Here is a 14459-nt window from a genome sequence, read left to right as displayed (position 1 = left end):
GTCAATCGGCTTAGAACACTCGTATGAATTAAAATAATGCATATATCCTAGCAGCGCCTATAACCGCGAGGGATTTGCGGATATCACTTCCTGCACACTGTACGGATAGCTTCATCAAGCTGCTGGAGTCCTTGATAGGAGAGATTCGCGGCATCCTCTATAGAATGCTCATCACTATACTCTGATGAGAAGGTTGCGAGTTTCTCGCGATAAGGAATTGGTTTTATAGCGACCCCACAGACGACACCGAGAATGCATGCATGCATACGTCCTGAAATAACAACTTCAGCAGACGACAAATCTTCCATAAATTTCTCAAATGAAAAATCATTAGAGAGAACAATCTTATGATCCGTTCTTTGCTGAACTAAGTCGGCAAGGTGCTTAACATAGGGTAGATCACCCTTAACCGTTGATGAGAAAAGAACCGGAAGGTTCGTCTGGTTGAATTGGCTTATCAGGTAATCAGCGTACTCTTCTTCAGTGTGAAGACCCATCGAACTGAATTGTTCACGTGAGAAGGGTACAGGAACACATAGAAGATGCCGAGAGGAGTTCTTCGGCAAAGAATAGAGTTTCTGATACGAGAAAACAACATCAGGCGCATAGGCACATTTAATGCCATATTTATCCAGCATCATTTTTTCTGTAGAATGATCACGCACAGATATATATGCACATTTATGCAAAGCAGCACGATACCGCTCCGCCCTATAATCGTTTGGATAGTTCCCGCTTACGCCAGTAACCAGAACCGGAATACGTTTCTTGTGGAAATAATTGCATAGAGTAGCAAAAGACGAATTAAATCCGCGGTGATCAGCCAACAATTCCCCTCCCCCTATCACAACCGCGTCAAGAGGAGGCATCAGGCAGAGGCTATCTTCCAATCGCGTCAAATTCATATGGTCAATCAGTGGATACACGCGTCGAACCATTTTCGGCAAAATCTCTTTGCGATCTAGCGCGGAGGCAAAACGCTGCTCTACTTGAACCTCATAGGGAAATTCATAGACCTCATGCTGTTGCCCCGACAAGAACTTTGATAGAACCTTGTCAATTGCCTGATCACCAAGATTATTTGTATGACCTTGGTTCACCAATAGGATTCGACTCATCGATTTCCTCCGTCTCTATCGTTCTTCCAGTGAGTTCCCGAACAGCAACGCACTCAACGTTGAATTACCTTCATCATCTTTGAATGGGTATTTTCCCTTCCAAGTGAGTTTATATATAAAAGTATCACCGTTCATAAGTTCATTAAATTTTTCAGCATTCACGGGAGGAGCTGTCATCAGATAATCGCCAAGTTGCTCACACATAAGATTATTGTTAGGCACTTGCGCATACTCCGCTGCACCTCCAGGCAAATCCTCTCGTGCGATCTTTGCCAAATATGAGAATAGGAAGTAATCGATTAGCGTATCGTAATGTTCCCAATATTTCATAAAGCATGCATATATAAAAGAGTATGTCACAGATTGAGGCTGGGAGGCAATGAAATAAGCCTCCCACCCCGTCGAATCACATGCTACCGCGTCACGCGTTGCGTTTGGCTTAATGCCCTTAACGTTATAAATAGGTAGCCCGAAGACTTCTTCAGGAATTCTTCTGGTTACGAAGATGGAGGCATCAATCCACAGACCGCCCCGCTGACAAAGAAGGGCTGACCTCATGGCATCCGCAAATTGCTGCTGCGGCATCTGCCCTTTTTTATATTTGTCGACAAAAGATTCTGCTAATGTACAGAAATCACAATAGTTATCTTTATCAATGAAATACACCGGATGAGTGCCAGCGAACTTCCGGACGCGTTCCACCATTTGCTTTACAAAACTGGGGGCCTCGTCCTCTCCTTGGAGCCAGCAAACCCAGATAGGCGACGATTCCGAATGACCATTGGGCTTGGCAGGATCTTTTTGCGAAAAAGAATGTATCTCCTCAGCAAAAAATTTCCTAGCCCATTTCATGATGTATTTCTCTTTATAGGAAAGGAGCTTATGAGAGAAAGGTTTACCAATCTTTAAAGAAATAGGGCGATCGACTACCGATAGCATTTCTATAAACGCATATTGAGGACCGAAAACACGCACATGCTTCGAGAAACGATTGGCCAGTTCATGAAGAGGCATTATCGTTATCCATCCTTTTCTGTAGTTCTCGATACAACTTTTCAGATGCAGGCAGCGTGAACTTACGCGCAAATAGTATATCTGGCGATTCGAGAAAGGGAAGGTCTTCCTCCGTCAGCACCTTAGGAGAGCAATCATGCGGCCCGAATTGTTTCCATTGGATATAGCGTAAGTTGCCCCTGGAAGAAATTGTATCTTTCAACGGGGTATTCCAGATTTCCGAAAGGACAAAGACCTCATCGCAACAATAGGTCCAGCGATACTCTCGGGAGATACGCGCGCGATTCTCGACTAACAATGAGACGACATCATCAGTTACGCTTATCCAATTTATGTGTCGCTTCATAGGGCGCCCTTTGAAGCGTTCAACTCCTACAGCCCTTTGAAGATAACAGGAGGCGAAATCAACATATTTCCAGAAATTTCTCTTCTTCCCAATCAACGAGTCTTGCAGAAAATGATACTGCTGAAACCTCATCTTGAAATTCGCAGATGAATCGTCGGCATCTTTAAGGCTAATAAAATTCTCACCATCATATCGTTCAAAATATGATTGAATATAGGGTTGACTCTTAACAGGATAGTCAATCCCCGAAAGCATGTGGAAATATCTGTAGTTGCCTTGTTTATAGGCAGCCTCAAATAAATCTAGCTCAACTTCGATTTGACTATTGCCTCCCCAGGATACGGATCGACGATCAATGAAGTTTAACGGGCTATATTTCGTCCGGCCTATAAAAGGTCGGAGATTCATCGTGGATTTTGCGTCAATATGCAGGAAGATTTCATTCCCCGGGTAATCTAAGGCATCAATTAAGGCGCCTAATTCGGCTGGCCTGTCGTGAGCAATTATAAGATAGGCGTGTTTCATTATCCTCCTGCATCATAGAACTGCTCTTACAAAGCTATCGCATGGACGACCCAAGTCTAAACGTCTTTCGTTTTTGATTGCAACTTCAGAATATTTTGCCTTCAATCTGTTCACATCTTTTCTAAAGAAAGACGCGTTGTCTGTCCGGACTGGGTTTGGAGGACTGTGAGACAGATGCGGAATATACGGAGGGACAGCAACATTGTGCTGCTGAGCGGCCATACAGAGTACGCCCTGTCGACAAGTAAAGCGATTAATGAGCTCCATGTCTCTCACATAGGTTGTCATGCTCATTAACCTTGATTACCAGAAACTCCCCTGATACTTTGATTCGTTCCGATTGTCCTCATTATTCTCGCATCTTCATTTAGCCTTGATGCACTCTGAGGATTATGCTGGAGAATGCGTCCATCTTCCAGCTCTTCGCACGGTACAAGGGCGCATACTGCAGTACTAGTGTCTCTGGATGCTCAAGCAAGGATTCTGAATATGCCCTTTTTCCCCGAACGCAATAAGACGCGCTGCTCTCTACGGAACATTCTCATAACTGGAGGAGCAGGATTCATTGGTTCCAATTTCGTCCGTTTTGTTTTTAATAAACATCCGGAAACTCATATCACCGTTTTAGATTGCCTGACATATGCTGGCAATTTAAAGAATATTGAAGATTTATTAGGAAGTCGCGTACATTTTGTATTAGGTGATATTCGAGATGAGGAATTGCTTGATGATTTAGTTCCCCAACATGATGCAATAGTTAATTTTGCGGCGGAGACGCATAATGACCGGAGCATTCGAAACCCCTTCCCCTTCCTCGATACCAATGTCATCGGCACATTTCGGTTGCTAGAGGCCGCACGGAGATACGGCATACGTTTCCATCAGATCAGCACTGATGAAGTATATGGGGATCTCGCGCTTGACGATCCCTCCAAATTCACGGAATCCAGTCCCTACCGACCCTCAAGCCCCTATTCTGCCGCCAAAGCCAGCGCAGACTTATTTGTGCGGGCATCATACCGCACTTATGGTACGCAAGTCACTATCTCCAACTGCAGCAACAACTATGGCCCCTACCAGCATGTGGAGAAATTCATTCCCCGTCAAATAACAAACATTCTTGAAGGGGAAAAAGCGAAGCTTTATGGGGACGGCCTGCATGTACGAGACTGGATTCATGTGAATGATCACTCTGCCGCCGTCTGGAAAATCTTGGCAGCGGGCAGAATGGGTGAGACCTACCTGATTGGCGCACAAGGAGAACACAGTAACCTTTATGTGCTCCAGACATTACTCGAATTAATGGGGCGTTCCAAAGACGATTTCGAGCATGTTGCCGATAGACCTGGGCATGACCGTAGATATGCCATTGATGCTACGAAGATTAGAAATGAGCTGGGATGGGAACCTGTTTATTGTGACTTTAAAGAAGGTTTAAAAAATACTATTGAATGGTATACCAACCATCAAGATTGGTGGCAACCGTCGAAAGAGCCTACAGAAAAAATGTACGCCCGGACCATCAAGGAATAATCAGTCTATCTCCTAGGACCTTTCATAAGTAAGTACTTTATAGGCGCGTGTGGGGGGCTCTTTTCTGTCCGGTGGTTACCAGGCAGGAAAGAGCCCCGGTGGGATTGGCGCGTCCCCTGAGGGGGCGCGCCCTGGGGCCGGGATGCGTGTCCCGGCCCGTTTTACTTGTTCAGGTAGGTGTCGAGGCGGTGCAGGAAGGCGGCGGTCTGTTCGCGCAGCACGTCGTCATTGCCGCTGAACTTGCCGTTGTTGCCGTTGATGATCCCGTTGGCCGCGCCCCACAGGATCTCCCTGTTGGCGAACCCGGTGCCGTCCACGTCCGAGAACTTCTTCAGGTCCGAAGCCGACGCCTTGAAGGTGGCCGCATCCGAATCGCCGCGCATGCGCGCGAACCGGTTCATGAACATCGCCATCTCGGCGCGCGTCACCGTGGCCGACCCCTCGAACTTGCCGCTCGAACGGCCCGTCGTGATGCCCTTCGACGCCGCCCACAGGATCGCCTTCGCCGCGAACGAGTTCTCGTTCACGTCCGGGAACTTCTGGTACTCGGCCGCCGTCGGCGAATACGTGATCGCGCTCATGTCGCCTTCCTTGACGGCCAGGCGGTACAGGAACAGCACCGTCTCCGCGCGCGTCGTGGAATCCGACGGGTTGAACTTGCCGTTGTTGCCCGTCGAGATGCCGTTCTCGCCCAGCCACTCGATGTCGTCATAGAACCAATGCGACGCAGGCACGTCCGAGAACCGCAACGCCGTCACCGTCACCTGCACGGACGCGGCATGCCCGTTCGCGGACGCGATGATCGTCGCCGTGCCGGCCTTCATGCCCGTGACCACGCCGTCCGAGGACACGCGCGCCACCGACGCGTTGGACGACGACCAGCTGATCGTCTTGTCCGTCGCGTTGCTCGGCGTCACCGTCGCGGTGACCGTGCCCGTGCCGCCCACGGCCACGTCGAGCTTGCCGCTGGACGGGTCCGTGATCTTCACGCCCGTGACCTCGACCGCGGAGGCGTCCGTCACCGTCACCGCGACAGCGCTGGAGACCACGCCGCCCGCGGTGGCCGTGACCGCGGCCGTGCCGGCCTTGACCGCCGTCACCTTGCCGTTGGCATCCACCGTCGCCACCGCCGTGTTGCTCGAACGCCACGTCACCGCCTGGTCCGTCGCGTTCGACGGGGACACCCACGCCGACAGCTGGCCGGTCGCGCCCTTCGCCAAGGACAGCGACGTCGGGGACACCGTCACCGAGGTCACCGCCACCGAAGAAGCCGTCACCGTGATCGTCGCGGTAGCCGTCTTCGAGCCGGCCTTCGCCGTGATCGTCGCCGTGCCCGCCTTCACGCCCGTCACCTTGCCGGTCGAGTCCACCGTCGCAACCGACGTGTTCGAGCTCGACCACGTCACCGTCTTATCCGTCGCATTGCTCGGCGCAACCGTAGCCGACAACTGAGTAGTCGAGCCGGCAGCCACCGAAGCCGACGACGGAGACACCGTCACGCTGGTGACGTCGACGGTAGTGACGCACGGGGCGACCGTAGACATCGTGCCGGAGTTGTCGTTGACGACGAACACCGAGCCGGTGCCGGAGTAGTTCTGGCCGGACACGCCGCCGACGTTGTCCCAGGTGCCGGAGCCGTTGTTGAACACGAACTCCACGACCTTGCCATCCGGGTTGTTAATCGTGTAGCTGACGTAGCCGGAGCATTCGCTGGCCGTCATCTTCACGCCCGGAGCCGTCGTCCACGCGCTCTCGCCGGCGGCGTCGCCGCCCACGCGGTAGTGGATATACGTGGAGTTGGCGCCGAACTTCGAGCTCGGGTAGTACACGGTCGTGCTGGTAATCGCCGGAGCGGTACCTGTCACCGTCACCTGCACGGAAGCGGACTTGCCGCCTGCGGTAGCGGTGATCGTCGCGGTACCCTTCGCCACCGCCGACACGACGCCGTTGGACACGGCGGCGACGGCGGAGTTGGAGCTCGTCCACGTCACCGGCTTGCTGGAAGCCTCGGCCGGGGAAATCGTGGCCGTCAGCTGCGCAGTCGGGTTGTCGGTGAGGTCCAGCGTGAGCTTGCCGTCGGCAGCGCCGGAAATCGTGATGGAATCAACGGAAACCGCGGAGCAGGAAGCTTCGGTCCAGGAGCTGGACGAAACCGTCAGATTGCCGTCCCAGATGTAGTCGCCGTCAATCTCAAGCCCTGCTGCGTCGACGTGGTCATCCGGATCGGACGTGACCGAATCAGCCGGGAACTTGTTGCCGGTAATCTCGCCGGCGCCGCCGTTATTGAAGATGATGCGGATCGGGTCGTCGCCAGCGGCGTCGATGATGTCGTCCGGAATCTCGTAGTAATAGTCAGCGGTACCGTCGCAGGTGTTCGCTTCGTTCGTCATCAGCACGCCAGGCCACGCCGCGTTCTCGGTGACGTTGCCGGCCGCGGCGTTGTTGTCGACGTAGACGTACGCGTAGATCTTGGTCCACGTACTCGGCTTCTTCGCGTAGGCCGTGTAGCTGACGGAACCGTTCGGATCCTTCTTCGTCAGCGTTACCGAATCGGTGACGGTCGAGCCGTCCTCGGCGGTGCCGGTGACGGTGACCGTGACGGTGCTGCCGTACGCGGTGTTCGCGCCGACCGTGATCGTCTGGCCGTCCGTATAGGAGCCGGAAGCGCCTTCCGACGTGGTGTAGCGGGCGGAGGTGACGTTGCGGGCGTTCAGCGTGACGGTGGTGGTGTCGGTCTTGAACGTCTTCTTGGCGGCGGTCACCGAAACCGAGGCGCGGGCGGAAGCCGAGGCGTTGAAGAAGACGGAGACCTTGTAGCCCTTGGCGGTGCCGGAGGTGATCGTCTTGTTCGAAACGGTGATGGTGTTGCCGTTCACCTGGTCGGTGTAGGTGCCGTCGTCAAGCGTCGTCGCCATGCCGGACAGGCTCTTGTCGCCGCCCATGTTGACGACGGTGACGCCGTCGTTGTTGCTGTTGCCGTCGGACTTGTAGCGCTCGATCATGAGGCAGCTGTTGTCGCCCTGGCAGTTGCGCAGGTACTCGGCGTTGCCTTCCATGGCGTTGCGGAACTGGTTGACGGCCACGACTTCGTCGCTCTTCCACTCGTTGTCGCCGGCGTCGCCAAGCTGGCTCTGCTCGGAGAACTGGGCGTTGTCGCCGCCGGAGCCGACCGGGCGGTTGAAGAACAGCGGCGCGCCGCCAGCGCGGGAACCGATGACGCCCCAGCCCATGCGGATGAGGTAGGAGTTCATGTAGGTCGATTCCTTGTCGCCGTTCGCGTAGGTATCGTGCGACTCGACCCAGGTGACCAGCTGGTTGTCGGCTACGCCGTCGCCCTGGAGGCTGTTGAGGCTGTTCGCGTTGAGGTTGGAGTTCCACAGGGCGCTACGCAGCGTCTGGCCGTAGCGGGAGCCGGTGTTGCCGCCGCCGTTGGACGAATACTTGTCGAAGAGCGCCGGGTAGGCGGCCGCGTTCAGGCCGGCGTCGCCCTGGAGGACTTCGCCGTACTGGTACTGGGCGCCGTTGTTGAGGATGGTATCGAAGTAGGGGGAGTAGGTGCTGAACTCGTTCGGCAGCTCGATGTGCTTCGCCGCGTCGAAACGGAAGCCGTCGACGCCGTCAGCGACGGCCTGGACGAGGAATTCCTTCATCTTGTTGGCGACCGTCTGGTTCTCGGTGTTCAGATCCCACAGGCCCAGCAGGTGGCAGTGGGTGACCTGCCAACGATTCGAATAGTTGATCTGCGTGCCGTTGTCGCCGCAGCCGCCTTCCGTAAGGGTGTGGAAGTAGCTGGAGTTCTGCCACTCGGGGTCGATGGCGCTCCAGTCGGCGGTGAAGTGGTTGATGACGCCGTCGACGATGACTCGGACGCCGTACTTGTGCGCTTCGGCACACATGGCCTTGAGTTCATCTTCGGTGCCGACGACCGCGTTGCCGATCTTGGTGCCCGACGGCTGGTAGACGTAGTACCAGTTCTCCGTGAACTTCTTGCCGTTCATGGGGCCCTTGATCTCGCTGATCGGCGAGGTCTGGACGGAGGTGTAGCCGGCCTTGGCGATTTCCTCCATGTTGTTCTTGATGGTGTTGAACGACCACATCCATGCGTGCAGGATGGAGCCGTAGTTCATTTCCTGCGAGAGCCCGTAGTTGTTGCGGGCGGATTCGAATGTGGAGTTGCCGAGCGTGCGGTCGTAGCTGGTCGTCGGAACCGAGGCCGCTTCGGCTTCCTGGGTGTAGGCGGTGCTGACGGACAGGCCTGCCAGGAGCATCGCGAGGGCGATGAACAGGCCGGTCATGCGCTTGGCGCCGTGGCGGGTGGCCGTGCCGGCTGCGTTCAGCCGCGCCTTCCAGCCCGCCTTCTCATTCCCCTCGGTGGCTACCTGATTGCTCACCTGGTTGCTCACCTGGGGGGTGTCGTTAGATGACGTCTCCATTGATGATCACTTTCTGCTCCGTGGGCGCGGGGAGGTTAGGGGTTCCTCGCGCCGGTGGCGCTTCGGGTGGTTGTCTTCTCTTCTTTTTCGGTTTTCAGTTGTGGTTGCGGCTGGGCCGGTTGGTTGTTGCGGCTGGTAGCCGGGTTTTGGCTGGTAGCCAGTGGTTCTGGCCGGCAGCCATGTTTCTGGCTGGAAGCCGGTTTGGCTGGCAGCCGGTGTGGCTGCGGATTGCTCATCCCTCGTGGCTGTTGGTCAGAGCCGCAGGGCGCTGAGGCGACAGCTGGAAAGGGCTGGGAATCCATAGAGAGTGCAGAAGAGGTCGTTCGCCCCTTGCTTATGGCCGGCTCGGCGTTGCGTCGGCATCTCTTCTCGCTTCTCTCCGTGTGCTCCTCCCGGATGCCTACCGGTTGCACGGCGCGGTTTTTCGCTTTTGGCTAATAACCATGTCGTGCAATCGTTGGCAGTGTTCACCATTGTACCGCAACTTCGCCAGTTGTGAACCGCGTGTATCAAGCGTTTGCAGTACAGGCTGGAAAGGGCATGTCGGGGGTGTGTACGGGAGGGTGAAAAGGCGTGTGAGATGTACGTGGTGTTTGGACGGATGCGTGTGTGTGGAGTACGGGAGGCGGGGTGCGGGCTGGGCGGATAGCGGATGGATGTGCGGATGTCGCGCGGAGGCCGGGTGGATGTCGCGCAGAGGCCACGCACATCTCGCTCGGGGGCAACTCGTGGTGGCTTGACCGATGCAGGGAAGCCGGTGCCAGGCGGACCGTGGCCGGTTCGGGGTGGGAGCAGGCTGGGTCGTGGTGCGAGCAGGCTGGTTCCTGGCTCCTTTTGTCGCCGAAACGCCCGGGACGGGCGTGTTGGCCGGAAAATCTTGGGTCAGAATATCGCCGGAATGTAGGAGTCGGGCGTGTTGGCGAGAAAATCTTGGGTCAGAATATCGCCGGAATGTAGGAGTCGGGCGTGTTGGCGAGAAAATCTTGGGTCAAAATATCGCCACAATGTAGGAGTCGGGCGTGTTGGCGAGAAAAACTCAATTCAAAGCAGCGCCGGAACGTAGGCGCTGGGCGTGTTGGCGACGCGGGGGAGGGGAATCCGTGCGCTCGCTGCTGCTATCGCAGCCAGAAGTAATGGCAAAAATGTGGCGTCGGGGCAGGTAGTACTCAGTTGTTACCGCAGCCTGCACGTCAGGGCGACGCGCAGCCTGCTGGATGCCGCTAATGCAAATCGAACGGATGCTATCCAACCCAGCGGCAGGCGGGGTAGGCCGAACAGCCCCGGAACGTTTTGCCGGTAGCCTTATTGGTGCGGATGACAGTCGCTTCTTGGCACTTTGGGCACTGAAGCGGCAATGGAAGAGAGCGGAAAGCGGACGGGCAAATCGAATCGCGCAGTTCGTAGATAAAGCGCGAAGGGCGTTTTGTATCGACGACGAAATATACGCGACGTTTGCAGCGTGTCATGGCGACGTAAAACAGTCGACGCTCTTCCGCATTCGGCATCGTTTCCTTCCGTGGCAGCAGCAAAGCCATCAATGGGTCGTCGGGAATAGTGGAGGGGAATCCCTTGACGCCGCCGCGGCAACCAAGAATGAATACGTAGTCGTATTGCAGTCCCTTGGATCGATGAACCGTCATTGAGCGGATGGTGAGATCGGGACGTTCGCTGAAGTGGACGGATCCGTCACGTTCCAAGGAGAAGGGGCTATTGGCAATGAAATCCTTCACGTCGCTCTTGTAGCGTCCGAGCAGCAGGATACTGGCGTTTTTAGCAATGCTTGTTGATCGTAGCTGCTGTGCAACGGCGTCTGCCTGTTCCTTAAGATCCTCGCCGCCGATGGCGCGGATGGAGCGGTCGGTGCGGGGCTTGATGGTCTGGGTTCCCGAAACAAGCGTGGCAGGGGCGGTACGGCTGGTAGAAGACGCCGGAGCTTGCAGCCGCTTGCGGAACAGAGCCGGGTCGCGCATGACGAACTGGCCGCTAGCATCGATGATGCTCTGCCGGAAGCGGCGCGTGGTAGTGATCTGGAACATGTCTGTCGGTCCCCATTGACGCCATTCCTCCTGAAAATCGAGAATCAAGTTGATGTCACTGCCGGCGAACCGATAGATTGACTGCCAGTCGTCGCCCACGCAGAACAGGTCGAAGTCGCGCTGTTGCCGCAGGGCTCGAATGAGGTTTTCGCGCGGCCACGACATATCCTGGTATTCGTCGATCAGCACGTACTTATAAGGATGGTGATAGCGGCCAACCTTTATATGGTCGATTGCTTGATTGATCATGCTGGCAAAATCAACGAGATTCTCTTCACGTAATTTAGCTTCGTATGATAGGAAAATCGGCTCCATCAAATCGATGATGTCAGCGTTACGGCCGGATTCCTGAACCGACGGGCGTGAATTCATGCGTCGCAAGGCAGCGATATCGACGTTGTTTGCGCGCATCTGTTCCACGAGAGTGTAGGCCTTGCGCTGGAAATTGCGTAGATAATCCTGATAAAAAGGCGGAAGGTCTCTCTTGCTCGATGATTCCCTTCGTTGATTGGTCGCAGACGAGGAAGAGGGCTTTTTCCCGGAACTTGCTGGATTTCTTTTCTTGGGATCCTGAGGCATCGTTGAAAGTATGTAGCGGCGATAGCGGGGCTCGTGGATCGGGTCTGAAGTGATGTCTTCGATGACGTCCTCCAGCGTACTCTCCTTTGCAACGCTAGGCTTGTAGGCCGTAGCTTTCTGGCAGATTTCCAGACCGACGCTGTGGAACGTGCCGGCGCGAACTTCGGCGCCGGTTTCCTTGATGATGCGATCCCTCATTTCATGAGCTGAGCTATTTGTATAGGAGAGTACTAGGATTTCGCCTGGATCGGCTAGCTTATTCTTCAAAATCCACGAAACATATCCGACAATCGTCGTTGTTTTTCCGGTTCCGGCTCCGGCAAGAACGAGCGTGTTATGGCTTGCGCCAGCAATGGCGGAAATCTGCTCGTCGCTCAAGTCGTGGCCCTCAATGGTTCCGAGCACGGCACGGGCTTGATCGATGTCGCTTTGCGGAAGAAGCGGGGAAGGGGTGAGATGTGAATGAGCGGACTGAGAGGTGAAGGTGACCTTGGAGGCGCGTGAGGGTGCGGAAGCGCGCGCAGGCGAGGAAGCTGGAGCGGATGTGGAAGCGTGCGCAGGGGCGGAAGTGGGGGCGGGGGCGTCTGAAGCGGATGGTGTGAGGGCATGTGGCGTCAATGGTTGGGATGCCGAAGTCGGTGTTGGCGCTGGAGAGAACTGTATCGGTGCTGGACGCAGCGGGCGGTCGGCGCGACTTACAGGATTGTTGGCAGCGGAAGACGTGCGGCCCGCTGACCCTGTAACCGTTCGGTGCGCTTGCTGATCTTTTGGCTGCGACGACTGGGAAACGGGAGAAGACGTGGTCGTCGCGGATTTTTCGGGAGGTCGTGAGGCGGAATCTTCGAAGCCAAAGATGGTGCGCAGCAGACTTATGAGACTCACGGTTTTTTCCCTTCGTCATAGTGAAAACCTCGCCCATCCTATCGCGTTTCCACGATGGGAATTGCGGGACAGGGACAGAAGCAAAAAACTGTGGGACCTCTCCTCGCTGAATGGGTTGTAGTAGTGGTGCGGAAGGGCGCGTGTAGAATAGATTGGATGATGTTGATGATCCGCGATGACGAGCTGCGCAAGGCCCTGCAATCGCGGCGCAATGTCATTGGATTTACACCATTCTGGGAAAGCTTTGCGACTTTCGCGACAGGTATTTTCTATCTGCCGGCAGCTCTTGCCGAGGGGTGTGCCATAGTCAGATGGGCTATGTTAGCCATCGGGCTGCTTGTAGTCGCCTACGGCATTGCCGGAATGGTGCGGAGGAAAGACGTTACGGAAGAGCTGTATAAGGAGATCGCAGCAATGAACATCATCAGCAGCTCCATCATCGCCCTGCGGGAACCAGGCGTGTCGGATTCGAATCGTTACTTGCTGTACCGGGACGAGCAATGGAATTGCTGGTTCTTTCCGAATCGTCACTCCACTGCAAACGTTGCCGACGATGAACGCGACATACTGAATTTCCTGTCGGCCGAGTTCAAGGTGCCGCAGGGAGACTGCTCGCTGGAACTGCGCGGCACTGAATCTAGTGTAAAGCTGTCGACGGAGCACAACGAGGAACGTCATTATGATTACCGTCTCTATGACGCGACGGTGAAAACGATGCCCTCCGCATGGTCCGCGGAAGGCGAGTTCACGGTCGGTGGCCACGCTTGCCGCTTCATGTCGATTGCCGAAATGCTGAGCAACGAACGCATTAAGGAAGTCAATCATGACGTGGTTGACATGGTGCGCAAGTACGCATAAGGCTGGCCGCTGCTCTAGTCGAGGCCGCGGGCGAAGCGTTCGAAGTCGGAAAGCTGGTCGAGACTCGTTTCGTTGAACTTCCTTAGCTCGGCCTTTGCCTTCTCGTCGGCTTGCTTGCGGGTGACGGTGCCGTTGCCATCGAGCGTGGGCGCGCCGGTGAGGTTGATGTAGGAGTCGACCAGTGCAACGCACTCTTCCATCGTCGTTGTCTGCATGTTCTCGAGGCGGGACTCGATCATGTCCAGGAAACCGCTGGAAAGGCGGTTGAGCGCGGCCATCTCCTTGTCGTCGAGGTAGTTCTTCGCGACCGTGACGTCGCTGGAATGGATGCGGCCCTCGGGAGCGTCGCGCCACGTCGTCAGTCCCATGTGCGGCTTGGCGGCGTCGGCGCGACCGTGGATGATTTCCGGCGCCGTGTGGCGGGTGACGGCGTAATGGAAGCGGTTCTGGACGTTCTGGTAGAACTCGCGAGCGATCGGGCTGCTCTTGTCGTAGTCCACGCAGATCTCCTGGAAGACGTCGCAGACCTGCAGGTAGAAACGGCGTTCGCTGGCGCGGATGTCGCGGACGCGCTGGAGCAGTTCGTTGAAGTAGTCTTTGCCAAACGGGCGGCCGTTCTTGAGCATGTCGTCGTTCAGCGCGAATCCCTTGATGATGTATTCGCGCAGGACGCGCGTGGCCCACTGGCGGAAGCGGGTGGCTTCGCGGCTGTTGACGCGGTAGCCGACGGCGATGATGGCGTCGAGGTTGTAATGGGCCACTTCCCTTTGGACAGTCCTGGCGCCTTCGAGACGAACTATTCGGATTTTCCGAATAGTTGAGGGTTCGTCCAGTTCGCCGGTGTGGAAGATGTTCTTCAGATGCTCGTTGATGGTGGGCACTGACACGTTAAACAGATTGGCCATCTGGGACTGTCTCAGCCAGAACGTTTCGTCCTGGTACATGACTTCGACGGGAACGTTCCTGCCGTCCTGCTGGTAGAGGGCGATTTCCGCACTCTGGGCTTCGCTGCTCATCTTCTCTTCCTTCCTCGGGCTTCCTTGGGCTTCCTCGGACACTGAAATGGGTGACTACATATTACTTTGTTGGCGCTGGGCTGTGGTGTCGAATGTGGCCAAAATGCAGGCGTCTGGCG

8 protein-coding genes are annotated in these 14459 nt (G+C 55.7%); 2 read left to right on the top strand and 6 right to left on the bottom strand.

Annotated elements, in window-relative coordinates; translation table 11 throughout:
* Window positions 1-83: 83 nt before the first annotated feature.
* The 3 genes from AC1AXT_RS05540 to AC1AXT_RS05530 are packed head-to-tail and all read right to left on the bottom strand — an operon-like array spanning window position 84 to window position 3003.
* On the bottom strand, window positions 84-1100 hold the full coding sequence (locus AC1AXT_RS05540) for a polysaccharide pyruvyl transferase family protein (RefSeq protein ID WP_476542185.1): 1017 nt from the start codon (window positions 1098-1100) through the stop codon (window positions 84-86).
* Window positions 1101-1133: 33 nt separating this feature from the next.
* A complete protein-coding gene (locus AC1AXT_RS05535; RefSeq protein WP_476542183.1) occupies window positions 1134-2132 on the bottom strand; it encodes a capsular polysaccharide synthesis protein in 999 nt (332 codons plus the stop codon).
* Window positions 2119-3003 (bottom strand): beta-1,6-N-acetylglucosaminyltransferase, encoded by an 885-nt coding sequence (locus tag AC1AXT_RS05530; RefSeq protein WP_476542181.1) that lies wholly within the window; start codon window positions 3001-3003, stop codon window positions 2119-2121. Before AC1AXT_RS05530 ends, AC1AXT_RS05535 begins: the two co-directional genes overlap by 14 nt.
* A 489-nt stretch (window positions 3004-3492) precedes the next feature.
* On the opposite strand from AC1AXT_RS05530, the gene rfbB reads away from it, so the two are divergent.
* Complete coding sequence (rfbB, locus tag AC1AXT_RS05525) at window positions 3493-4536, top strand: dTDP-glucose 4,6-dehydratase (RefSeq protein ID WP_476542179.1); 1044 nt, start codon at window positions 3493-3495, stop codon at window positions 4534-4536.
* A gap of 161 nt (window positions 4537-4697) precedes the next feature.
* Here rfbB and AC1AXT_RS05520 read toward each other — a convergent pair whose 3' ends face one another.
* A complete protein-coding gene (locus AC1AXT_RS05520; RefSeq protein ID WP_476562937.1) occupies window positions 4698-8969 on the bottom strand; it encodes an Ig-like domain-containing protein in 4272 nt (1423 codons plus the stop codon).
* A gap of 1241 nt (window positions 8970-10210) precedes the next feature.
* Window positions 10211-11962 (bottom strand): UvrD-helicase domain-containing protein, encoded by a 1752-nt coding sequence (locus AC1AXT_RS05515; RefSeq protein WP_476541408.1) that lies wholly within the window; start codon window positions 11960-11962, stop codon window positions 10211-10213.
* A gap of 660 nt (window positions 11963-12622) precedes the next feature.
* On the opposite strand from AC1AXT_RS05515, the gene AC1AXT_RS05510 reads away from it, so the two are divergent.
* Entirely contained in the window at window positions 12623-13324 is a 702-nt protein-coding gene (locus AC1AXT_RS05510) for a hypothetical protein (protein WP_476541407.1), read from the top strand.
* A 14-nt stretch (window positions 13325-13338) separates the two neighbouring features.
* On the opposite strand, the gene rhuM is transcribed toward AC1AXT_RS05510, so the two are convergent.
* Window positions 13339-14340, bottom strand: coding sequence for a RhuM family protein (rhuM, locus tag AC1AXT_RS05505; protein WP_476541405.1), 1002 nt, complete (start codon window positions 14338-14340; stop codon window positions 13339-13341).
* Window positions 14341-14459 lie beyond the last annotated feature (119 nt).

Source organism: Bifidobacterium sp. LH_450 (genome assembly GCF_056356715.1).
The sequence above is the reverse complement of the archived record's forward strand: the minus strand, read 5'-3'. Positions and strand labels throughout refer to the sequence as shown.